Origin of the sequence: Microcella sp., from assembly GCF_046293215.1 — a bacterium.
Lineage (GTDB): Bacteria > Actinomycetota > Actinomycetes > Actinomycetales > Microbacteriaceae > Microcella.
On record NZ_JBKBPI010000008.1, the window covers coordinates 116,748 to 139,183 of the forward strand.

General features: G+C 64.7%; 23 protein-coding genes, 2 tRNA genes and 1 pseudogene. 14 read left to right on the forward strand and 12 right to left on the reverse strand.

Going from position 1 to position 22,436, the window contains the following annotated elements:
- Window positions 1–105 precede the first annotated feature (105 nt).
- The 4 genes from trxB (at window position 106) to ACK4SC_RS08760 (ending at window position 3,854) form a co-directional block, all read left to right on the forward strand.
- Window positions 106–1,071 (forward strand): thioredoxin-disulfide reductase, encoded by a 966-nt coding sequence (trxB, locus tag ACK4SC_RS08745; RefSeq protein ID WP_409617124.1) that lies wholly within the window; start codon window positions 106–108, stop codon window positions 1,069–1,071.
- A gap of 54 nt (window positions 1,072–1,125) precedes the next feature.
- Window positions 1,126–1,449, forward strand: coding sequence for a thioredoxin (gene trxA, locus ACK4SC_RS08750; RefSeq protein ID WP_409617126.1), 324 nt, complete (start codon window positions 1,126–1,128; stop codon window positions 1,447–1,449).
- Between the two features lie 104 nt (window positions 1,450–1,553).
- Window positions 1,554–2,876 (forward strand): PLP-dependent aminotransferase family protein, encoded by a 1,323-nt coding sequence (locus ACK4SC_RS08755; RefSeq protein ID WP_409617127.1) that lies wholly within the window; start codon window positions 1,554–1,556, stop codon window positions 2,874–2,876.
- Window positions 2,877–2,882: 6 nt separating this feature from the next.
- On the forward strand, window positions 2,883–3,854 hold the full coding sequence (locus tag ACK4SC_RS08760; protein ID WP_409617129.1) for a D-alanine--D-alanine ligase: 972 nt from the start codon (window positions 2,883–2,885) through the stop codon (window positions 3,852–3,854).
- Between the two features lie 21 nt (window positions 3,855–3,875).
- Here ACK4SC_RS08760 and ACK4SC_RS08765 read toward each other — a convergent pair whose 3' ends face one another.
- The 8 genes from ACK4SC_RS08765 to rpmH form a co-directional block, all read right to left on the reverse strand.
- Complete coding sequence (locus ACK4SC_RS08765; RefSeq protein ID WP_409617131.1) at window positions 3,876–4,826, reverse strand: ParB/RepB/Spo0J family partition protein; 951 nt, start codon at window positions 4,824–4,826, stop codon at window positions 3,876–3,878.
- On the reverse strand, window positions 4,826–5,719 hold the full coding sequence (locus ACK4SC_RS08770; protein WP_409617133.1) for a ParA family protein: 894 nt from the start codon (window positions 5,717–5,719) through the stop codon (window positions 4,826–4,828). Before ACK4SC_RS08770 ends, ACK4SC_RS08765 begins: the two co-directional genes overlap by 1 nt.
- A gap of 67 nt (window positions 5,720–5,786) precedes the next feature.
- The gene (gene rsmG / locus ACK4SC_RS08775) at window positions 5,787–6,431 is read right to left on the reverse strand and encodes a 16S rRNA (guanine(527)-N(7))-methyltransferase RsmG (protein ID WP_409617135.1); all 645 of its coding nucleotides are present in this window, start codon (window positions 6,429–6,431) and stop codon (window positions 5,787–5,789) included.
- Between the two features lie 10 nt (window positions 6,432–6,441).
- Window positions 6,442–6,927: a protein jag gene (locus ACK4SC_RS08780; protein WP_409617136.1), complete on the reverse strand. Its 486-nt coding sequence runs from the start codon at window positions 6,925–6,927 to the stop codon at window positions 6,442–6,444.
- A gap of 3 nt (window positions 6,928–6,930) precedes the next feature.
- Entirely contained in the window at window positions 6,931–7,899 is a 969-nt protein-coding gene (yidC, locus tag ACK4SC_RS08785; RefSeq protein ID WP_409617175.1) for a membrane protein insertase YidC, read from the reverse strand.
- Window positions 7,900–7,912: 13 nt separating this feature from the next.
- Window positions 7,913–8,287 (reverse strand): membrane protein insertion efficiency factor YidD, encoded by a 375-nt coding sequence (gene yidD, locus ACK4SC_RS08790; protein ID WP_409617138.1) that lies wholly within the window; start codon window positions 8,285–8,287, stop codon window positions 7,913–7,915.
- On the reverse strand, window positions 8,230–8,517 hold the full coding sequence (rnpA, locus tag ACK4SC_RS08795; protein WP_409617177.1) for a ribonuclease P protein component: 288 nt from the start codon (window positions 8,515–8,517) through the stop codon (window positions 8,230–8,232). The genes yidD and rnpA overlap by 58 nt, the downstream gene beginning before the upstream one ends.
- Before the next feature lie 65 nt (window positions 8,518–8,582).
- Window positions 8,583–8,720 carry a 50S ribosomal protein L34 gene (rpmH, locus tag ACK4SC_RS08800; RefSeq protein ID WP_026940492.1) on the reverse strand — a complete coding sequence of 46 codons (138 nt, stop codon included), beginning with the start codon at window positions 8,718–8,720 and terminating at the stop codon, window positions 8,583–8,585.
- Window positions 8,721–8,995: 275 nt separating this feature from the next.
- Here rpmH and dnaA point away from each other — a divergent pair, with 275 nt between their 5' ends.
- From dnaA to ACK4SC_RS08850, 10 genes are all read left to right on the forward strand, one after another.
- Entirely contained in the window at window positions 8,996–10,414 is a 1,419-nt protein-coding gene (dnaA, locus tag ACK4SC_RS08805) for a chromosomal replication initiator protein DnaA (protein ID WP_409617140.1), read from the forward strand.
- A 467-nt stretch (window positions 10,415–10,881) separates the two neighbouring features.
- Window positions 10,882–12,024: a DNA polymerase III subunit beta gene (dnaN, locus tag ACK4SC_RS08810; protein WP_409617142.1), complete on the forward strand. Its 1,143-nt coding sequence runs from the start codon at window positions 10,882–10,884 to the stop codon at window positions 12,022–12,024.
- Between the two features lie 22 nt (window positions 12,025–12,046).
- Window positions 12,047–13,210 carry a DNA replication/repair protein RecF gene (gene recF / locus ACK4SC_RS08815; RefSeq protein WP_409617144.1) on the forward strand — a complete coding sequence of 388 codons (1,164 nt, stop codon included), beginning with the start codon at window positions 12,047–12,049 and terminating at the stop codon, window positions 13,208–13,210.
- Complete coding sequence (locus ACK4SC_RS08820) at window positions 13,207–13,713, forward strand: DUF721 domain-containing protein (protein ID WP_409617146.1); 507 nt, start codon at window positions 13,207–13,209, stop codon at window positions 13,711–13,713. Before recF ends, ACK4SC_RS08820 begins: the two co-directional genes overlap by 4 nt.
- An 81-nt stretch (window positions 13,714–13,794) precedes the next feature.
- On the forward strand, window positions 13,795–15,780 hold the full coding sequence (gene gyrB / locus ACK4SC_RS08825) for a DNA topoisomerase (ATP-hydrolyzing) subunit B (protein ID WP_409617148.1): 1,986 nt from the start codon (window positions 13,795–13,797) through the stop codon (window positions 15,778–15,780).
- Between the two features lie 56 nt (window positions 15,781–15,836).
- A complete protein-coding gene (gene gyrA / locus ACK4SC_RS08830; RefSeq protein WP_409617150.1) occupies window positions 15,837–18,407 on the forward strand; it encodes a DNA gyrase subunit A in 2,571 nt (856 codons plus the stop codon).
- Window positions 18,404–18,811: a DUF3566 domain-containing protein gene (locus tag ACK4SC_RS08835; protein ID WP_409617151.1), complete on the forward strand. Its 408-nt coding sequence runs from the start codon at window positions 18,404–18,406 to the stop codon at window positions 18,809–18,811. The genes gyrA and ACK4SC_RS08835 overlap by 4 nt, the downstream gene beginning before the upstream one ends.
- Before the next feature lie 84 nt (window positions 18,812–18,895).
- Window positions 18,896–18,969: transfer RNA gene (locus ACK4SC_RS08840), tRNA-Ile, on the forward strand.
- A gap of 103 nt (window positions 18,970–19,072) precedes the next feature.
- Window positions 19,073–19,148 (forward strand) — tRNA-Ala (locus ACK4SC_RS08845).
- A 19-nt stretch (window positions 19,149–19,167) separates the two neighbouring features.
- Complete coding sequence (locus ACK4SC_RS08850; RefSeq protein ID WP_139770613.1) at window positions 19,168–19,674, forward strand: hypothetical protein; 507 nt, start codon at window positions 19,168–19,170, stop codon at window positions 19,672–19,674.
- Between the two features lie 24 nt (window positions 19,675–19,698).
- On the opposite strand, the pseudogene ACK4SC_RS08855 reads toward ACK4SC_RS08850, so the two are convergent.
- From ACK4SC_RS08855 to ACK4SC_RS08870, 4 genes and pseudogenes are all read right to left on the reverse strand, one after another.
- Window positions 19,699–20,829: pseudogene (locus ACK4SC_RS08855) on the reverse strand (recombinase family protein); the annotation flags it as partial.
- A gap of 155 nt (window positions 20,830–20,984) precedes the next feature.
- Entirely contained in the window at window positions 20,985–21,251 is a 267-nt protein-coding gene (locus ACK4SC_RS08860; protein WP_143003620.1) for a hypothetical protein, read from the reverse strand.
- Window positions 21,217–21,852, reverse strand: a complete 636-nt coding sequence (locus ACK4SC_RS08865; protein ID WP_143003621.1) for a hypothetical protein — start codon at window positions 21,850–21,852, stop codon at window positions 21,217–21,219. Before ACK4SC_RS08865 ends, ACK4SC_RS08860 begins: the two co-directional genes overlap by 35 nt.
- Window positions 21,849–22,367 (reverse strand): single-stranded DNA-binding protein, encoded by a 519-nt coding sequence (locus ACK4SC_RS08870; RefSeq protein ID WP_071043335.1) that lies wholly within the window; start codon window positions 22,365–22,367, stop codon window positions 21,849–21,851. The genes ACK4SC_RS08865 and ACK4SC_RS08870 overlap by 4 nt, the downstream gene beginning before the upstream one ends.
- Window positions 22,368–22,436: the final 69 nt, after the last annotated feature.

Below are 22,436 nucleotides of genomic sequence, written 5' to 3' on the forward strand. Positions count from 1 at the left end.
CCATCCCCTGAACAGAGACGCGGCTCGGAATACCGGCGACCTAGACTGGGTTGGCCCTCCCACAGGCGCTCATCTCGCGTCTGACCGCTAACGAACTGAGGCTCCATGCGACAGGTCATCATCATCGGTTCCGGTCCCGCTGGCTACACGGCGGCCATCTATGCCGCCCGCGCCAACCTTTCGCCGCTCGTCATCGCCAGCTCGGTTGAGTTCGGCGGCGAACTCATGAAGACCACCGACGTCGAAAACTTCCCCGGCTTCCCCGAGGGCGTCATGGGCCCCGACCTGATGACCAAGATGCAGGCGCAGGCCGAGCGATTCGGCGCCGAGATCGTGTACGACGACGTCACCTCGCTCGAGCTCGACGGCCCGGTCAAGGCGGTCACGCTCGGCAACGGGGATCGCCACGAGGCGCTCGCGATCATCTACGCGACGGGCTCGGCCTACCGCAAGCTCGGGCTTCCCGACGAAGACCGCCTGTCGGGCTACGGCGTCTCGTGGTGCGCCACCTGCGACGGCGCATTCTTCCGCCAGAAGACCGTCGCGGTCGTCGGCGGCGGCGACTCGGCGATGGAGGAGGCCACGTTCCTCACCCGCTTCGCCGACAAGGTGTACCTGATCCACCGCAGCGAGACCTTCCGCGCCTCCCCCGCGATGCTCGACCGCGCGAAGGCCGACCCGAAGATCGAGTTCGTCACTAACGCCTCGGTCGCCCACATCTACGGCGGTGAGCTCGTCACCGGCGTCGGCATCGTCGACACCGTCACGGGCGAAGAGCGCACCCTCGACGTCAGCGGCCTGTTCATCGCGATCGGCGCCGATCCCCGCACGCACCTGGTGCACGGGATGCTCGACCTCACCGAGCAGGGAACGATCGCGGTCGACGGGCGCAGCTCTCGCACCTCCCTGCCGGGCGTCTTCGCCGCAGGCGACGTCGTCGACCCCACCTACAAGCAGGCCATCACCGCGGCGGGAAGCGGCTGTGCCGCCGCCCTCGACGCCCAGCACTACCTCGAGGGTCTCGGCGACGAGGTTCGTCAGGGCGCGACTATCGAGACCGTGAGCGCCTAAACGGGCCGCCTGCGAGCATCCCACCCCGTGTGAAGAAGTAAAAGGAGAGCAGCTATGTCCACCCGCGACGTCACCGACGCCACGTTTGAGGCCGAAGTTCTGAAGAGCGAGAAGACGATCATGGTCGACTTCTGGGCGCCCTGGTGCGGCCCGTGCCGCGCCGTGTCGCCGATCCTCGACCAAATCGCCGCCGAGAACGCCGACAAGATCGACATCGTCAAGATCAACGTCGACGACAACCCCGAAACGGCGATGAAGTACCAGATCACGTCGATTCCGGCGATGAAGGTGTTCCAGGGCGGCGAGGTCGTCAAGAGCGTCATCGGCGCCAAGCCCAAGCCGGCGCTGGAGGCCGACCTGGCCGAGTTCCTGGCGTAACGCCACCGTCAGCACGAACGTCATCGCGCGTCACGCTCTCCCCCGGCGCTGGTAGCGTCGGGGGAGACGCGCATCCGGGCGCGACCGGCCACCACGGAGACCTCATGAGCATTCCGCGCGAGGGGACAACGCTCGACCCCTGGTACGAGCAGTACGCGACGCGCACCGCCGGGCTGTCAGGCTCGGAGGTGCGGTCACTGTTTGCCGTGGCGTCGCGTCCCGAGGTGGTGTCGCTGGCTGGCGGCATGCCCTTCGTGTCGGCGCTGCCGCTGGATTCGATCGGCTCGGCGATGGAACGCGTCATGGCCGATCGCGGCGCGACCGCCTTGCAGTACGGCGCAGGACAGGGAACGCCCGAGTTGCGCGAGCGCATCCTGGAGGTGATGGCGCTCGAGGGCATTCACGCTGGCGTCGATGACGTCGTCGTGACGACCGGGTCGCAGCAGGCGCTCGACCTGGTTGCCAAACTCTTCCTCGACCCCGGCGACGTCGTTCTCGCCGAGTCGCCCTCGTACGTCGGCGCAATCGGCATCTTCCGCTCGTATCAGGCAGAGGTGTCGCACGTGGCGATGGACGCGGACGGCATGATTCCCGCGGCGCTGACCGAACGCATCCTGTCGTTGCGGGCTGCCGGGCGCCCCATCAAGCTGCTGTACCTGATCCCCAATTTCCAGAACCCCGGGGGAGTGACGCTCAGCTCGGCCCGACGCCTCGAGATCATCGACATCGCCCGCAGCCACGGCATCCTGATCCTCGAAGACAACCCCTACGGGTTGCTCTGGTTCGACCAGGCGCCGCCCCAGGCCATGCGCAGCGTCGAAACCGACGGCATCGTGTACCTCGGTTCGTTCTCGAAGACCCTGGCGCCGGGCTTCCGGGTCGGCTGGGCGCTCGCGCCGCACGGCATTCGCGAGAAGCTCGTGCTGGCCGCCGAGGCGTCGATCCTGTCGCCGAGCGTGCTCAACCAGATGGTCATCACCGACTACCTGACGAGCGCCGACTGGCGCGGACAAATCGACGTGTTCCGCGGCCTGTACAAAGAGCGCCGCGACGCCATGATCGACGCGCTGAATCACTATCTGCCCGACCTGACATGGACGATGCCCGGTGGCGGCTTCTACGTCTGGTTGACGCTGAGCCCCGGTCTCGACGCCAAGGGGATGCTCCCCCGCGCCGTCAAAGAACTCGTCGCCTACACGCCCGGTACCGCCTTCTTCGCCGACGGCGCCGGCCGGCAGCACCTCCGACTTGCCTTCTGCTACCCGACGCCCACGGACATTCGCGAGGGCATTCGCCGGCTGTCGACGGTCGTGCGGCAGGAACAGGAGCTGCTCGAGACCTTTGCTCCCACCGGGCCCATCGACCAGGTTCCCGACCAGCTTCGGCTCGGCAGTCACGTCATCTCTCCCCCGCCCAACCTCGGATAGGCCGCTATGTCGTCGTCTCTGTCTGCCTCACGGGTCGTCGTTCTTGCCGGCGGCATCTCGCACGAGCGCGACATCTCGCTCAAGTCGGGCCGGCAGGTTGCCGACGCTCTCGCCGCGCACGGCATTTCGGTCGAATTACGCGACCCCGATGCGTCCCTGCTGCCACGCCTCATGGCCGACCCGCCGGACGTCGTGTGGCCAGCGCTGCACGGAGCGAGCGGAGAAGACGGAGCTCTCCGCGGCCTTCTGGAGTTTCTCGGTCTTCCGTACGTGGGGTCATCGGCCCACGCGACCCGCCTCGCCTGGGACAAGCCGACGGCGAAGACCCTGGTTGAGCGCGCGGGGGTGCCGACGCCGCACTCGATCACGCTCACCCGCGATGCGTTCCGCGAATTGGGCGCCGAGAGCGTCTTGTCGGTCATGGGCCAAGAGCTGCCCCCTCCGCTGGCCGTGAAGCCGGCACAGGGAGGCTCGGCACAGGGCGTGAGCCTGGTCGGGAGCGACGAAGAACTGCGTCGAGCCATGGTGCTCGCGTATACATACTGCGATGTTGCGCTCGTCGAGCAGCAGATTGTCGGCACCGAGGTGTGCATCGGCATCATCGACACCGGTGACGGCCCCGTGGCCCTGCCGGCGGTGGAGATCGAGCCGAAGTCGGGCGTGTATGGCTTCGAGGCCCGCTATAACGCGGGGGAGACCACCTTCTACGCGCCCGCGCGCGTCGACGCGGCCACGGTCGAGCGCGCCACCGCCGTTGCGCTGGACGCGCACCGCGCACTGGGTCTTCGCCACCTCAGCCGCATCGACCTCATGATCGATGGGGCCGGAACCCCGTGGTTTCTCGAGGCCAGCGTCATGCCGGGGCTCACGGAAACCTCGACGCTCGCCCTCGCCCTCGACGCTGCGGGACACGACGTGGGGTGGGTCTACGCCGAGTTGGCGCACACGGCACTGCGCGATGCGGCCGGTTCCGCCTGATCGGTCGCCCTCCGTGCGCCGCTACTGAAAGCCGGGTTCGCCCAGCTCACCAAGGATGCGGTTCAGGTCGCCCACCGTCGCAAAATCGATCGTGACGGTTCCTTTGGTGCGGCCTAGGGACACCTTCACGCGGGTGTGGAGCCGGTCACCCAGCCGCTCCGCGATCTCGTCGAGCTGTGCCTGACGCCCCCCAGCCGCAGGCTTCTTGGCGGGCGTTTTTGGCTTCTGACCAGCCATTTGTTGTGCTGCGGCTTCCGCCTGGCGCACCGACAGCTCTTCGTTGACGATTTTGTCGGCGAGGCGCTCCATCAGGGGAGCCTCCCCGGTCGAGAGGATCGCGCGGGCGTGCCCGGCGCTCAACACGCCGGCAGCAACGCGCGCTTGAACGGGCGTCGGCAGCTTCAGCAGGCGCAGGGTGTTGGTGATCTGGGGGCGGGAGCGACCGAGGCGTTCGGCCAGTTGCTCCTGGGTGATGCCGAAATCCTCGAGAAGCTGCTGGTAGGCGCTCGCCTCTTCCAACGGATTGAGTTGGGCGCGGTGCAGGTTTTCGAGCAACGCGTCGCGCAGCATGTTTTCGTCGCTCGTGTTGCGCACCACCGCCGGGATGGTTTCGAGCCCCGCGATCGTCGATGCCCGCAGCCGTCGCTCGCCCATGATGAGCTCATAGCGAGCCTCTCCTGGAGCCGCGCCCGCGCGATCGCGCACAACGATGGGCTGGAGAACTCCAAACTCCCGCACAGAGTGCACGAGTTCCGCGAGCTCCTCTTCGCGAAACTCCGTACGGGGCTGCTGGGGGTTGGGAACCACGTCGGCGGGGGCCACCGCAATGAGTCGGGCACCGGGCACCTCACCCAGACCATCGTCGGGGTTCGCGGCCTGGGGGAAGAACACGTCGACGGGGCGATCACCGGCTCCGGTAGGAATGAGCGCGCCAATTCCCCGGCCGAGTCCCGTTCGCTTGGGTGCCGCCATTAGGCCACCGCCCCTCTCATTGCGATCTCCGCGGCCGCCTCGAGATAGGACAGCGAGCCAGGAGAGTTGTGGTCATAGCTGATGACGGTCTGTCCGTAACTGGGGGCCTCACTGATGCGGACAGAGCGCGGGATGAGCGTGTTCAGAACTTGCTGGGGAAAGTGCTCGCGCACATCCGCCACCACCTGATTCGCGAGGTTCGTGCGAGCGTCGTACATCGTCAGCAGGATGGTGCTGACGCGCAGCTCGGGATTCAAGTGGCGCTCGATCAGCTGAATGCTGTTGAGCAGTTGGCTCAGGCCCTCCAGGGCGTAGTACTCGCACTGGATCGGAATGAGAACCTCGCGCGCGGCGACGAAGGCATTGATCGTCAGCAGCCCGAGCGAGGGAGGACAGTCGATGAAAACGTAGTGAACAGGGTCATCGGCCTCGGCGAGGTACAACTCAACCGCGGTGCGTAGCCGCTGTTCGCGGGCAACAAGCGACACGAGCTCGATCTCGGCGCCCGCGAGGTGAATTGTGGCGGGCACGCAGTAGAGACGCTCGAACTCAGGGCTCTTCTGAACCACCTCGTCGATGGTCGCCTCTCCGACGATGACGTCGTACACGCTGGGCGTCTCCGCGCGATGCTCAACGCCCAAGGCGGTGGAGGCGTTGCCCTGCGGGTCCAAATCGATGACGAGCACGTGGGCACCCTGTCGGGCGAGTGCGGCGGCCAAGTTGACGGTGGTCGTCGTCTTGCCGACCCCGCCCTTCTGGTTGGCGACCGTGATCACACGAGCGCTCGACGGGAGGGGAAACTGCTGCGCTTCCACCGCTTGTCGACGGCGGGTGATGTCGGCGACTTCTCGAGCGAGGGGAGTGGACCCGTCGTAGGGAGAGTGCGTCGTCACGACTACCTTCCAGTCGATGTTTCACGTGAAACAGTGGCACGGCTTCGGCCACTGGCGAGCGTCCGAATCAGGAGGCCTCGACCACTGTAGCCCGAAAGAGGCGCGTCGGTTCCGGCACGACGCCCTCGCCAAGAATCAGCACCTCGGGCTCAGACAGGCGGGCGGCCCGGCGCTGCTTGGCGCTCTCCTCGATCTCTACCTCGAGGCGCGCTCCCTTGAGAAAGAGCATCTCTCCCCCCGGCGCGAGAAGGGGTCGGGTCATCGGGATCAGCTGGCGCAACGCCTTGACCGCGCGTGCCGTTACCTGATCAAACGGCCCAGCGTCGATCGCTTCCTCTGCCCGCGCACGCAGCACCGTGACGTTCCGCAATCCGAGGCGGCGCGACTCGTCGAGCAGCCATTCGGTGCGCCGCTCCATCGGCTCAATCAGCACAACCTCGACGTCCGGTCGCGCGATCGCGAGGACGAGCCCGGGTAAACCCGCGCCGCTCCCCACATCGGCGACTCGACCGCCCACGCGGAGGTACGGGGCCACCAGCGCGCAGTTGATGATGTGGCGCGTCCAGAGCCGCTGGCGCTCGATCGGGCCGATCAGACCCAACTCTTCGCCGACGTCGGCGAGGCGCTGGGCGAACGACCGCGCCACATCGATCTCCGCCCCGAACAGCGAGGCCGCGCTCGCAGGCTCCGGCTCGACGTCGGAATGTTTCACGTGAAACGTCCTAGGCGCGGCGAATGACGGTGTGGCGCTCCGCGCCCTCACCCTCAGACTCCGAGGTGAAGCCACGCTCGGCGACGATGTCGTGGACGAGCTTGCGCTCGTAACTCGACATCGGAGGCAGTGCGGCTGACGACGCGCCAGCATCGATGCGTTCGATGGCGCGATCGACCAGACGCGCCAACTCGGTCGCCCGAGCGTCGCGCGAACCCGCAATGTCCAGAATCAGTCGCGAAAACTCACCGGTCTTCACGTGCACGGCCAGACGCGTGAGTTCCTGCAACGCACTGACCGTCTCGGGCTTTGACAGCAGCCGCAGGGCGTCACGGTCGTCAGCATCGACGGAGAGATAGACCCGGCCCCCGCGCTCGTCGATCTCGATGTCACCATCCAGATCAGCGATGTCCAGAAGTTCTTCGAGGTAGTCCGCAGCGATGTCGCCCTCGTCGGCAACGGACGACGGGGGAGCGGTGCGAGTGGTTTCGGTCATGGCCTAACGACCGCCCTTCTTGTTCTGCTTCTTCGCGCGCGCTTTCGACACGGGTTGCTGACGCTGTGTCTTGACGGGCTCCTCAACGGCAACGGCACCACCCGCGTCGTCCGCGGGATCCGGCAGGCCCTTCTTCTGACGCTTCTTCGCCAGACGTGCTTCGCGTGCGAGCGCCGCCTCGCTTCCGGGAGTCGGCATGTTTCGGATGACGATGAACTGCTGGACCATGGTCCAGATGTTCGAGACGAACCAGTAGAACATCACGCCCAACGGGAAGAAGGCGCCCGAGAAGACGAAGACCAACGGCAGCAGGTACAGCAGGATCTTCTGCTGGCGATACATGGGGGAGTTCTTCATCTCGGGCGACTGGTTCTTCGCCATGATCTGAAGCTGCGTGAGGAACTGCGATCCGGTCATGAGAATGACCAGGACGATCGCAATGATGATGACCGCGACGTTTCCGTCACTCGTCGCCATGGTGAGGCCGAGCGGGGCCACCCCGAACAGGCTCGCGCTTCCGAACTCCGTCGAGAGTTCCGGGGTCAGCAGACCCACGCTGTCGCGGCCGGCATAGGCGTCGTTGAGCACCGAGAACAGGCCGAAGAAGATCGGCATCTGCAGCAGCAGGGGCAGGCACGACGACAGGGGGTTCGTCCCGTGCTTCTTGTAGAGGTTCATGGTTTCGCGCGACATCGCTTCGCGCGAGAACTGGTCTTTCTTACCGCGGTACTTGTCTTGAATCTTCTTGAGCTCAGGCGAGATCTCGAGCATCTTGCGCTGAGACTTGATCTGCCGCACGAAGACGGGGATCAACAACGCGCGAATCACGATGACGAGCCCAACGATGGACAGCACCCACGTGACGCCGGCCGCCGACTCGAGGCCGGCGAGCATCAGCAGCGAGTGGAAGCCAACGAGAATCGCTTCGATCACCCACTTGATGGGCCAGAGGAGTGTTCCGAAGAAACCCAGTTCCATGACGGGGTTACGCCTTTCTATCGAGGACGATGAAGCCGAAGCGGGTAACGCGATAGGGGGAGTGCTCGCGAACCGGAGGATCGTCGACACCTCCGGCCGCCCACGGGTGGCATCGCGCAAGTCGTCGCACAGTCAACCAGCTTCCGCGTAGAACGCCGTGCTGCTGAACCGACTGCAAGCCGTAGGCCGAGCAACTGGGGTAGTACCGACATACATCGCCGTACAGCGGAGAGATGACTGCCCGATACACGTGAAGAACGGCGACAACGGCGTTGCGGGGAATCAGCGACAGCAACCGAAACGCACTCACCACGGGGTGGTCTGTCACGCGTTCACCGCCCGCCGAATGGATGTGGTCAGCTGCTCCCGCAGGGTATCCCACGTCACCTCGGCTGCCGCTGGGAGCATGCGAACCACCACGACGTTTCCGACCGGGATGGTCGAGATCAGTTCTGCACACACCGCGCGCCCCCGGCGCTTGACGCGATTGCGTACGACAGCGCCCCCGACAGCCTTCGACACGATGATGCCGAAGCGTGCGGGGGCGGTTGTCATGCTGCTGCGGGCGTACACCACGGCCGCGGGGCTTGCTGCTTTACGCCCTCGGCGCATGGTCTCGCGGAAGTCGGCACCCGACCTCACCCGATGGGCGCGGGCGAGCACGGCGCGACGAAGCCCTAGGCCGAGAGTTCGGTGCGGCCCTTGCGACGGCGGTTCGCGAGAATCGCGCGGCCGGCGCGGGTGCGCATGCGAAGGCGGAAGCCGTGCACCTTGGCGCGACGACGGTTGTTGGGCTGGAACGTACGCTTGCTCATGATGGTCTCCTCGGCCCCTCGAGGGAGCGACGATGTGGGGTCTGCTGGCTCGTGGGCGCGCGCCGCACGGCAGAAGTCAACCGGTTAACAATAGGCTTCGGGACACGCCCGGTCAAACGGGAAGCAGCCCGCCGCGCATTATCGTCGCCCTGGCGCGCACCAGTGGTAACGACACGGTTGGCGAACTACAGTAGGCCCACGGCACGCCAGAGGGATGCTCGACGTCGTCCCCGCGACGCCACACCGACCTGCACCGACGAGAGGGACACTGCGCCATGACCGACGACACCGAACCCGTCAGCGCACTATGGGATTCGGTGAAGGCACACCTCGTCGCAGACGACCGCATCACCCCGCAGCTCGTCGGCTTTATCAACCTCGTTGTTCCCCGCGGCGTTATGGCCGGCACCCTCTACCTGGAAGTGCCGAACGAACTGACCCGCGGCATGCTCGAACAACGCATCCGCCTCCCGCTGCTCGCCGCGATCACCGCGGTGGCGGGCGATGACATCTCAAGCTTCGCCATCGTTGTGAATCCGGACATGCAGGCGGAGACGTTCGACGCGGCACCCGAGCTCAGCGACCAGCCCACAGCATCCGGCTATATCGAGCAGCCGGCGTCGCCGGCGCCGATCGATGTCGCCTCACGTCGCGGTGACAGTCGGCTCAACGACAAGTACAGCTTCGACAACTTCGTGATTGGCGGGTCGAACCGCTTCGCTCACGCCGCAGCCGTCGCCGTGGCCGAGGCGCCCGCGAAGGCGTACAACCCGCTGTTCGTCTACGGGGAATCGGGGCTCGGCAAGACCCATCTGCTGCACGCGATCGGTCACTACGCCGAGAACCTCTATCCCGGGATCCGCGTGCGGTACGTGAGCTCGGAAGAGTTCACCAACGACTTCATCAATTCGATCGCCAACAACCGCGCAAGCCTGTTCCAGTCGCGCTACCGCGAGATCGACATTCTGCTGATCGACGACATCCAGTTCCTGCAGGGCAAGGACTCCACGCAGGAGGCGTTCTTCCACACCTTCAATACGCTGCACGATCACAACAAGCAGGTCGTCATCACCTCCGACCTCCCGCCTAAGCACCTCACGGGCTTCGAAGACCGCATGCGCAGTCGGTTCGAGTGGGGACTCATTACCGATGTCCAGGCGCCCGACCTCGAAACGCGTATCGCGATCCTGCGCAAGAAGGCACAAAACGACCGACTGCAAGTGCGCGACGATGTGCTGGAGTACATGGCGTCGAAGGTCTCCAGCAACATCCGAGAGCTGGAAGGCACGCTCATCCGTGTCACGGCGTTCGCGAACCTGAACCGCACACCCGTCGACCTGCAGCTCGTGCAGACCGTACTGAAAGATCTGATCACGCTCGACGAAGACAACGTCATCGCGCCGGTCGACATCATCAATCACACGGCCGCCTACTTCAAGCTGACGGTCGACGACCTCTATGGATCGTCGCGCTCGCAGGCGGTCGCCACCGCACGACAGATCGCTATGTATCTGTGTCGCGAACTGACGAACCTGTCGCTGCCAAAGATTGGGCAGCTGTTCGGTAACCGCGACCACACCACGGTCATGTACGCCAACAAGAAGATCAGCGAGCTCATGAAGGAGCGCCGCTCGATCTACAACCAGGTCACCGAGTTGACCAGCCGCATCAAGCAGAACCACCGCTACAGCTAGCGGCAGCGGGCGCCCTCACAGCGTTCACTCAGAGTCAAAAAACCCGGGATTCCGGGCTTTTTGTCGTGCCGTCACAGAAGAACACCAGGTTCAGCGGTGTTTACCCACACTGGGGACAGCCTGTGGAAAACGCCGAGCTCGCTTGGGGATGAATTGCGGACAGTGCGCCAAAGGGTGTGAGCGGATGCTCGAACCGCCTCCGCGTCATCCCCTTAACATTCCGCCGATCCCGGACCAGTTTCCACAAGTTACACACATGTGGTTTCCCGTCATCACGGGCATCGAGCAGGGTTGTCCACACTGTGCACAGCGGTTAACGCTCTTATTTCTTGTTCTTCTTCATGATGGTCAGGAGATAACCCTTGTCGGGGCACAGAACCACAATCGTTTCCCTCGAGCGCTGTGCCAGTATGGGACTCCCGGCACTCCCGGCACTCCCGGATCGCCCGACGGAAGAGGGAATCGACGTGAAGTTCCAGGTCAATCGCGATGTCTTCAGCGACGCCGTGTCGTTCGCTGTTCGCCTCCTTCCCCAGCGCACGACACTGCCGATCCTCTCCGGCGTGCTGCTGCGTGCCGAAAACGGCACCGTGACCCTGTCGTCGTTCGACTACGAAGTGTCAGCGCAGACCAGCATCACCGCCGATGTCGAGACCGACGGCACCGTCTTGGTGTCCGGGCGCCTCTTGGCCGACATTGCCTCCCGGTTGCCCAACGCTCCCGTCGAGTTCTCGCTCGACGACAACAAGGTCGCCGTGCGGTGCGGATCAGCGCGATTCGCGCTGTCGCTCATGCCGGTGGAGGAGTACCCGAGCCTTCCGGTCATCGACGGAGACAGTGGGCTGCTGCCGGGTGAGGCCTTCGCCGACGCCGTCTCACAGGTTGCCGTCGCCGCCTCCCGCGATGACGTCACGCCGGTCATCACGGGTGTGCAGCTCGAAACGTCGGGAACCTCGCTGTCGTTGGTCGCAACCGACCGCTATCGCGTTGCCGTCCGCGGGATCGACTGGGAGTCGACGGGGACGTCCGACGGCACGACGGCACTCGTGCCCGCGCGCACGCTGTCGGAGACCGCGAAAATCTTCGCGCACTCGGCCCAGGTCACCGTGACGATCGTCAGCGGTGGCGATCGTGAGCTCATCGCGTTCTCGGCCGACAACAAGACCGTGACATCCCTGTTGATCAAGGGAAACTTCCCACCCGTCAAGCGGCTGTTCCCAGAGTCGCCCGAGAACTACGCCGTGATGAACACGGCAGAGCTCATCGAGGCGACCCGTCGTGTCGCCCTCGTGCTTGAGCGTGACGCGGCGCTCCGGTACAGCTTCAGCGACGACGGCCTCACTCTCGAGGCGATCGGCAGTGAGAACGCGCAGGCGCAAGAGACGATCGACGCGCACCTCTCGGGGGAGAGCACGGTCGTGTCGCTCAAGCCCCAGTTCCTCATCGACGGCCTGTCGGCCGTGCACTCGGAATTCGTGCGCATCTCGTTCACGAAGACCGATAACCCGGGTAAGCCCGGCCCCGTGTTGATTACGAGCCAGACCTCGAAAGATCAGGCCGGCTCTGACAGCTACCGTTACCTGCTGCAGCCGAACCTGCTGCTGCGCTAGCTCGCGGCGCACTCGGAGCGCTGTGCACGTTACCCATCTAAGCCTCGCCAACTTTCGCAACTACGCTCGCGCCGAGCTCGCCCTCGCCGCCGGGCCGACTCTGCTGGTTGGCCGTAACGGGCAGGGCAAGACCAATCTTGTCGAGGCCATCAGCTATCCGTCTCTCGGTGGATCACACCGCGTTGCCGGTGATGCCGCGCTCGTTCGCGCCGGCGAGGATGCCGCCATCGTCAGAATGCGCGTTGCCCACGACGACCGCGCGATCGTCGTGGAGCTTCAGCTCAACAAGTCGGGAACCAATCGCGCGCAGGTCAACGGGTCGGTGGTGCGCATGCGTGAACTGCCGCGCTACGTCCATACCGTCTTGTTCGCTCCCGAAGATCTCGCGCTGGTGCGTGGTGAACCCTCGGGCAGGCGCGCATTTCTGGATGCTCTTGTCGTTCAGCGTTCGCCGCGCATGGCGGGCACCATCGGCGACTACGAGCGGGTCCTGCGACAGCGTAATTCGCTCCTCAAGTCGGCCAGGGCCTCTCGTCTGTCGGCCGACACTCTCACGACCCTCGATGTCTGGGACGAGCGGCTTGTTACTCTTGGCGTCGAGATCATGGCCGCACGAATGGCCCTTGTCGCGGAATTGCGCCCCCACCTCGCCGCCGGGTATTCCGCTGTCGCCGGGGATGATCACGCGGCGACCATGGGAATGCGCCACTCGGCTGCCGACCCGGGGGGCGATGCACCCCTGGATGACCGGGACGAACTCGACACCGATCGGGCGGCGGAGCAGTTTCGCTTCTCGCTTGCCGAACGCCGCCGCGCAGAACTAGAGCGCGCCATCACCCTCGTCGGTCCCCACCGCGACGATCTGGTGCTGACGCTCAACGACCTTCCCGCGCGCACGCACGCCAGCCACGGGGAGAGCTGGTCATACGCACTCGCCCTCAAGCTGGCCGCCGCCCGTGTTCTGCGCGCCGACGCCGTCGCGGGTGATCCCATCGTGATCCTCGACGACGTGTTCGCCGAACTCGACGAGGGCCGCCGCGAGCGACTGGCTGACGCCGTCGCCGACTTCGAGCAGGTTCTCATCACGGCGGCCGTTGAGAACGACGTGCCCGAACGCTTGGCGGCCACCCGCATCCCGATCGTCGCGGGCACCATTCCCGTCACGGATGAGGGCGGCGACGCATGACCGATGACGATGAGGTCGGCCCCGAGAGTGAAGCGAGCGCGGTCTATCGCCGACTGCGACGCGTCTTCGGTGATCCTGCGATGCGATCGAGGGATGCACGACGCCGTTCACGACACACTCCCGGTTCGTCGACGCCCTACGGCACCGGACGCGACCCGGCGGGCCTCGGGGACGTCCTGGACGGCGTCAGTCGCACCATGGGCTGGACGTCACCGCTTGCGCGGGGCGAATTGCTGACGTCATGGTCAGAGCTCGTCGGCCCGGAGGTGGCGTCGCACACCGAACCGGTCGGCATTGAGGACGGCGTCCTGTCGGTGCAGTGTGATTCCACCGCCTGGGCCACGCAGTTGCGCATGATGCGGAGCGAGATGGTCACCTCGATCACCCGCCGTTTTCCCGATGCGCAGATCTCGAGCATCCGATTCATCGGCCCGAGTGCCCCCAGCTGGAAGCGTGGGCCGCGATCGATCCCGGGACGCGGTCCACGCGATACCTACGGCTGAGACGACGAATCAGTCCACAACGCGCGAGAAATCTCCCCAGAGGGCCCTTTACGCGCCGCTGAGAGGGCTTCCATTGATAGGATGGACCCCGTGACCACCACCCCTCATCCAGACAATTACGGCGCGGCCAACATTCAGGTTCTGGAAGGGCTCGAGGCGGTGCGCAAGCGCCCCGGCATGTACATCGGGTCAACCGGCCCTCGCGGCCTCCACCACCTCGTGTACGAGATCGTCGACAACTCTGTTGACGAGGCCCTCGCCGGGCACTGCGACACCATCCACGTGACGATCCTTCCGGACGGTGCCGTGCGCGTCGTCGACAACGGACGCGGAATCCCGGTCGACGAACACCCCGTTGAGAAGCGGTCAACCGTCGAGGTTGTGCTGACGGTGCTGCACGCCGGCGGAAAGTTCGGCGGCGGAGGCTACGCGGTGTCGGGTGGTTTGCACGGCGTCGGATCGTCCGTCGTCAACGCGCTGTCCCAGCGACTCGAGGTCGCGGTCAAGCGCCAAGGCTTCGAATGGACTCAGAGCTACACGGTGGGTGTGCCGGATGCGCCGCTCGCGAAGGGCCGCGCCGTCGAGGGAACCGGTACGACGATCACCTTCTGGCCAAGCTCCGACATCTTCGAGACCGTTGAATTTGACTACGAGACGCTCCGCACGCGTTTTCAGCAAATGGCGTTCCTCAACAAGGGCCTGCGCATCACGATCACCGATGAGCGGGCGCACCCCGAAACCGACGACCAGCCGGCAAGCGAGCCTCGGCACGACGAGTTCCTATACGAAAAGGGCCTCGTCGACTACGTCGAACACCTGAACGCGTCAAAGAAGACCGATGTTGTGCATCCCGAGATCATCGCGTTCGAGTCGGAAGACACCGAGCGCACGATTGCTCTCGAGGTCGCCATGCAGTGGACGACCGCCTACAGCGAGAGCGTGCACACCTACGCGAACACCATCAACACCCACGAGGGGGGCACGCACGAAGAAGGATTTCGGGCGGCCCTCACGACCCTCGTGAACCGGTACGCGCGCGAGAAGAACCTCATCAAAGAGAAGGAAGAAAACCTCTCCGGCGATGACGTGCGCGAAGGACTCACCGCCGTGATCTCGATCAAGCTCGGCGAGCCGCAGTTCGAAGGCCAGACGAAGACGAAGCTCGGCAACACCGAGGCGAAGTCGTTCGTGCAGAAGGTCACGGGTGAGTTCCTGGGTGACTGGTTTGAGCGCAACCCGCAGCAGGCGCGCGATGTCATTCGCAAGGCTCAGCAGGCGGCGGCCGCCCGCATCGCGGCACGCAAGGCGCGCGAACAGACCCGACGCAAGGGCCTGCTCGAATCCGGCGGCATGCCCGGCAAGCTCAAAGACTGCCAGTCGAAAGATCCGTCGATCAGCGAGATCTTCATCGTCGAGGGCGACTCGGCCGGCGGCTCGGCCGTGCAGGGGCGCAACCCCGAAACGCAGGCGATTCTGCCGCTGCGCGGAAAGATTCTGAACGTCGAGAAGGCGCGCCTCGATCGCGCGCTCGGCAACGCCGAGGTGCAGGCGATGATCACCGCCTTCGGCGCCAACATCGGCGAAGACTTCGACCCCGACAAGGTTCGGTACCACAAGATCGTCTTGATGGCTGATGCCGACGTCGACGGCCAGCACATCACGACGCTGCTGCTGACGCTGCTGTTCCGGTACATGCGTCCGCTGATCGACCGGGGTTATGTCTACCTTGCCCAGCCGCCGCTCTACCGCCTCAAGTGGTCGAACGCCGAGCACGAGTACGTGTTCAGCGACCGCGAGCGTGACGCTCTGCTCGAGGCGGGGCTCGCCGCGGGCAAGCGCATCCCGAAAGACAACGGCGTGCAGCGCTACAAGGGTCTTGGCGAGATGAACCACCAAGAGCTGTGGGACACGACCATGAACCCCGAGACGCGCACCCTCATGCAGGTCACGCTCGAAGACGCCGCGGTCGCCGACAGCGTCTTCGCCACGCTCATGGGTGAAGACGTAGATGCTCGGCGCACCTTCATCCAGCAAAACGCCAAAGACGTTCGCTTCCTCGATATCTGATCGGGCGCGCACGACGCGCACCGAGCATCCCGAACACCACCACGTAAAGGAATCCGATGGCTGACGAGCCCACCGCCCCCGACGAGGAGTTCGGCGCCGGCGGCCGCATCACGCAGGTCGACCTGCAACTAGAGATGCAGCGGTCGTACCTCGACTACGCCATGAGCGTCATCGTCGGGCGCGCGCTGCCGGACGTGCGCGACGGACTCAAGCCCGTGCACCGCCGAGTTCTGTACGCGATGTACGACGGCGGCTACCGGCCCGACAAGGCGTTCTCGAAGTGCTCCCGCGTCGTCGGCGACGTCATGGGGCAGTTCCACCCGCACGGCGACTCGGCCATCTACGACGCCCTGGTGCGCCTCGTGCAGCCCTGGTCGATGCGCTACCCGCTCGCCGCGGGTCAAGGAAACTTCGGCTCGCCCGGCAACGACGGCGCCGCAGCGCCTCGATACACCGAGACCAAGATGGCCCCGCTCGCCATGGAGATGGTGCGCGACATCGACGAAGAGACCGTCGACTTCCAGGACAACTACGACGGGCGCACGCAAGAGCCGTCGATCCTGCCCTCCCGCTTCCCGAACCTGCTGGTCAACGGCTCCGTCGGTATCGCGGTCGGCATGGCCACGAACATCCCCCCGCACAACCTGCGGGAGGTGGCCGATGCCGCCCTCTGGCACCTCGCGAACCCCGACGCGTCGCGCGAGGAACTGCTGGATGCGTGCCTGCAGCGCGTGAAGGGGCCCGACTTCCCGACTGGCGCCCAGATTCTCGGCGTCAAGGGCATCCAAGACGCCTACCGCACGGGCCGGGGCTCGATCACGATGCGCGCCGTCGTCACGGTCGAGGAGATCCAGAACCGCACCTGCCTCGTCATCACCGAGCTGCCCTACCAGGTCAACCCCGACAACCTGGCGATCAAGATCGCCGACCTCGTCAAGGAAGGCAAGCTCGCCGGCATCGCCGACATCCGCGACGAGTCGTCGGGCCGCACCGGTCAGCGCCTCGTCATCGTGCTGAAGCGCGACGCGGTCGCCCGGGTTGTGCTGAACAACCTGTACAAGCAGACCCAACTGCAAGACAACTTCGGCGCGAACATGCTCGCGATCGTCGACGGTGTGCCGCGCACGCTGACCCTTGACCAGTTCATCTCGTACTGGGTGGAGCACCAGGTCGAGGTGATTGTTCGGCGCACCGAGTACCGCCTGAAGAAGGCCGAGGCCGACGCCCACATTCTGCGCGGATACCTCAAGGCGCTCGACGCACTCGACGAGGTCATCGCCCTGATCCGCCGCTCGCAGACGACGGAGGAAGCCCGCGACGGGCTCATGGAACTGCTCGGCGTCGATGAGCTGCAGGCGACGGCGATCCTCAACCTTCAGCTGCGTCGCCTCGCGGCGCTTGAGCGGCAGAAGATTCAGGAACAGGCCGACGAACTCGAGCGGCTCATCGCCGACTACAAAGAGATCCTGGCGAGCCCCGAGCGCCAACGGCAGATCATCAGCGACGAGCTGAGCGAGATCGTCGCCCGCTACGGCGACGACCGCCGAACCGAGATCATGTACGGCTTCGACGGCGACATGAGCGTCGAAGACCTGATCCCGGTCGAAGAGATGGTCGTCACCGTGACCCGCGGCGGGTACATCAAGCGCACGCGCAGCGATAACTACCGCTCGCAGCACCGCGGTGGGAAGGGTGTGCGGGGCGCGCAGTTGCGCGCCGATGACGTGGTCGAGCACTTCTTCGTCACCACGACACATCACTGGTTGCTGTTCTTCACCACCACCGGGCGCGTCTATCGCCTCAAGACCTACGAGATTCAGGAAGCGGGTCGTGACGCGAAGGGCCAGCACGTGGCCAACCTGCTGGCGCTGCAGCCTGAAGAAGAGATCGCGCAGATTCTCGACATCTCCGACTACCAAGCGGCGCCGTACCTCGTGCTCGCGACGCGCGCCGGTCAGATCAAGAAGACCGCCCTCGGTGAGTACGACACGAACCGCACGGGCGGCATCATCGCCATCAACCTGCGCGAGGGCGATGAGCTGGTGTCGGCGATGCTGACCCACGAAACCAGCGACATCCTGCTGGTGTCTCGGGGCGGTATGTCGCTGCGGTTCACCGCTGACGACCAGGCATTGCGCCCCATGGGTCGGTCCACCGCCGGTGTGACCGGCATGAAATTCCGCGGGGGCGACGAGCTGTTGGCTGCCGATGTGGTGACCGACGATGGCTACGTCTTTGTCGTGACCGAGGGCGGATACGCGAAGCGCACCGCGGTCGACCAGTACCGCGTACAGGGTCGTGGGGGTCTCGGCATTAAGGTGGCGAAGTTGAGCGACGACCGCGGCGGCCTCGCCGGCGGTCTAATCGTCAGCGACGATGACGAGGTGCTCGTGGTCATGCAGTCCGGTAAGGTCGTGCGGTCGTCTGTCGCCGAGGTTCCGGCCAAGGGACGAGACACCATGGGCGTCGTCTTCGCACGTTCCGACGACGACGACCGCATCATCGCCATCGCCCGAAACAGTGAGCGAAACCTGGCGACCACCGAGGCCGATACGGTAGACACGACCGACGGCACCGAACCCGCAGCCAACCCGGCCGCGGATGCAGGGAAGGACACCGCCTCGTGAGTACTGTTGCTGAGAAGCTTCAACGCAAGTCGCAGCGCACCGTCGGCGCCAAGCAGGTTCGACTGAAGCTGGTCTACATCGACTTCTGGTCGGCCGTGAAGCTGTCGTTCCTCATTGCGCTCTGCGGTGCCGTTGTTCTCGTCGTGGCGGCCTTCTTCATCTGGGTGGTCGTCTCCAGCCTCGGCGTGCTCGAACGGGTTGACGGATTGTTCGGCGAGATTCTGGGCGAGGATTCCCCGAGCGTCATGGAGCTGTTCTCGCTCGGCCAGGTCATGCTGTTCGCGATCATCCTCGGTGTGATCAACCTCGTCTCCATGACCGCAATCGGCGCGATTTCGGCGCTCCTCTACAACCTCAGCGTTAAGGTCACCGGCGGGCTGCTCGTCGGGTTCACCAACAACTGATTCCGACCCTCGAGCGGTGGGCCGAGATGGCCTCGCCGAATTGGGGGAAGGAGGCCGGGTCGTGTAGAGTCGTCCCCGGTCTGAGGGGCTATAGCTCAGGCGGTTAGAGCGCTTCGCTGATAACGAAGAGGTCCCAGGTTCAAGTCCTGGTAGCCCCACTGCAATTTTCTGTCTCGCCGCCGCTCCTGCGGCGCGACCCCGCTCCCGCGAGACGAGCGCGGTCGTCTCGCTCCGCGGCCACGGCTAGACTGGAAACCCTCCGGGGCCTTAGCTCAATTGGTAGAGCGCCTGCTTTGCAAGCAGGAGGTCAGGGGTTCGATTCCCCTAGGCTCCACCAAAAGTTCGAAAGTCGAAACTTGCCCCGCTTGAATGCGGGGCATTTTCGTTGTTGCTACCGGGCCTGCGCTGTAGGTGTTGATTCTCTGCGAAGTCACGGTGTCGACACCGGCCTGGGGCTGCAGCTCGACGTTCTCGTTCTCGTCCACGATGATGCGCGTGAACAAGGCTTGGTTCAGGAACCGGCGTTCAGCGGGTTCGCAACGCAGGTACAACCCTTGCAGATCGGTGAGCACGGCGAGCATGTCTTCGAGGCCTTCACGGGCGTCCGCGTAGCGGGAATGCAGGCTGTCGAGCCTGGTCTGGATCGCGCCGAGTGCGTTCTGGATTCGGTCTTGCTCGCTCTTCAACAGATCGACCGGGATCGCATCGGCGTAGTGCGCCTGCACGAGCTTCAACCGTTCGGACTCGAGGCGAGCCTTCTGCTCGGTGAGTGCCGCGCGCTCGTCGCTGGCCCCGCCTTCGAGCCTGTCGAACACCTCGTGCAGAATCTTCCCAACCCCGGCAGCTTGGTCTTCGGTGAGTGACTTCGTGGCGTATGCCTGCTCGACTTTCAGTTCGATCCGCTCCACCAGGATCGCACTTCGCGTGCAACTCGTGGTTTTGCGACGGCGACCTGAGCAGGAGAAGTAGTCGTACCGTTCGCCCGTGTTTCCCTGCGGACGTTCAAGCATGAGCTTTGCCCCACAGGAGCAGTAGAGCGCGCCTTTGAGGTAGTGGTCGTGCTTCTGCGGTCGCTGACCTCGCTGGTTGTTGCGGTCGAGAATCTGCTGCACTTTCGACCAGACCTCGGGTGTGACCATCACGTCGTGGCTGCCCTCGTAGACTGCGCCCTGAAACGTGACGAGGCCCTTGTAATACGGGTTCGTGAGTACCTTGTGCAGCATCGTTGTGGTGAGGGGCTTCTCAGGATGCTTCGGTGTCGGTCTCGTGGTCAGGCCGCGCCGATTCACTTCCTCGGTGAGCATCGAGAGTGTCCAGTCGCCATTCGCGTAGCTCTCGAACGCAAACTTCACAAGGTCGAATCTGTCGGGATCAGTGGTGACCTCGCGAATCTCGGCACCGTTCTCGGTGGTTCGCACGTTGAGGTAGCCGAGCGGGGCACGACCGGGAGTGCCACCCATGACTGCTTTCTGCCGGAGGCCCTTCACCACCTCCTGCGCGAGGTTCAGCGAATAGAACTCCGCGATCGTGGCAAGGATGCCGTGCATTAGCATCCCCGACGGCGACTCGTCGATGTTCTCAGTGACCGACACTAGCTGGATGCTGCGCCCGCGTAGCGTTGCATGGATCACGGCATCATCAAGGCGGTTCCTTGCCATGCGATCGACCTTGTTGATAATGCAGAACTGCACGGGGTTCACCGCCACATATTCCAGCATCTCCTGCAGCGCTTTACGGTTTGCGGTCTTCGCCGATTCGCCTGGCTCGATGAACTCTTTGACGATCACTGCCCCGAGCGAGGCGGCTTTCTTCTCGGCGGCTTCGCGTTGTGCAGGGATCGAGAGACCTTCTTCGAGGCCGTTGCGGGTGGCTTGATCCTTGGTCGAGACTCGCAGGTATGACACCGCGAGCGGGGTGCCATCACCGGGGGCGGGCTGCGGTTTGGCTTTGGCTGCTTGGGTAGCGAGCTTGCGGAGCGAGTCGAGGTCGAGACCGGCAGGGAGACCTAGGAGAGTCATTGCGATTGCCTTTCGTCAGGCAGCACCGAGCATGACTCGCTGCTGCGTGACGTGGCGGTCAGATTCGCAAGAGAGAAAGAACACTGCACTCCGGGCAATCGCCGGGGCCGTGTCGCAAGGGGTGCCACGTCTTGCTTGAGTATCTGTCTACGATGCTACTGCTTCACCGCGAGGGCGTCTTGGAAGAACCGGGAGAGACCGGCATTTCCGATATGCTGCTTGGCGGATTCATTCTGATCAGCAGACGCTGATGTCGAACGGAGTGCGATCCTGATGAGTACCTCCGCAAGCAACGGCACATCCACGGTCTCGCGGTCTTCGCAGCGCACCTTGACCTCCCGGCCTGCGGAAAGGGCTGGAGTCTTTCGCTGGTAGCTGCGCACCATCTCAATCACCGCTTGCGGCATTGCGGCGTGCTTCATGCTCAGCCACGAGAAGGAAGTAAGCGTCTTCGTCGGCACGGCGCGAAGCCACATCGGCTTTGACGAACTCTACGAAGTCGGCGTCTCGGTCAACGATGGGGGCCTCCGCCGCCGCAGGGTACGGGGTGTCGCCCGGCCAAGTGGTTTGCCGTGTGGGGCGGTCGCGGTCGATGCGGGTGCCGGAGGCTTGCACCCATTCGCGCAGGCGCATCCGCGCTTCGGTGAAGTCGCGGTGCCAGGTGATCGGGCCGCTGGCGTGCTGTTCAGGATCGTAGGCGCCGAGCCAATGACAATGCAGCGCCGAGAGTTCCCATACCAGCTCGGGGTGCCGGTGCCACAGCGGGGGCAGCACTGCCGGTGTGAGACCGTAGGAGAGTTTCAGCCAGGACACCCAGCTGTTGAGTTCGAGCCACTCGATCTCGGCTTGTTCGCTGGTGAGTAGGTTCCAGTTGATCGGTCGCGGCGGTGCGCTCACTCTGCCTCCCGCGTTCACCGGAGTGCCGAGACGCGGGAACTCTCGTGATGTCGATGCCGATGATTCTGACTCGGGCGCCTCCACGTCGGGAGGAAGTTCACTCGTATCCATGATGCCCTCGCTCATCGACTCACGCCGACTGATGCCGCGCTCACGTGTGTGGTGCGGTGCGGCTCAGGATGTGCGCTGACTGCCGTCGAGTGCTCCTGCGCGGCGCTGAGTGCCTGCCTCATCGCGGTGTGCTCTGTCGCACGCTGTTCGGCGCGGGGGCTGCGGTCGACCGTGTAGCGGGTGCGTCGGGTGTTGTGGCCGATCTGCTTGACCTCGAAGCGTTCCTTGCCAGTCTGCTTGCTGACGCGCACCACGCCCTGCGCGATGAACGAGTCGCCCTTGCGGTACTGAGCGAGGATTGTCTCGGCAGCACCCCAGTATGCGGTGAGCGCGTGAAAGGTCGGTTCTTCCTTGATCGTGCCGCCGGTCTCTAGGTCGTGAACGAATCGCTCGGTGCCGTAGCGGGCATAGATTTTGGGTACGCCGTCGCGGGTTCTGCTGGGCTTAGGCTCGGTTGCGAAGAACCCGATGATCGCATCGAGGGTTTCGATCGGCTCAGATGTGGGGGCCGGTTCGCTGCTGTCGTTCATGGTGGTGCTCCTTGGATGTCGCGCCGCGCCTCCGCGCGGCAACAAGCAGGTGAGGTCGCCACCCCGAGA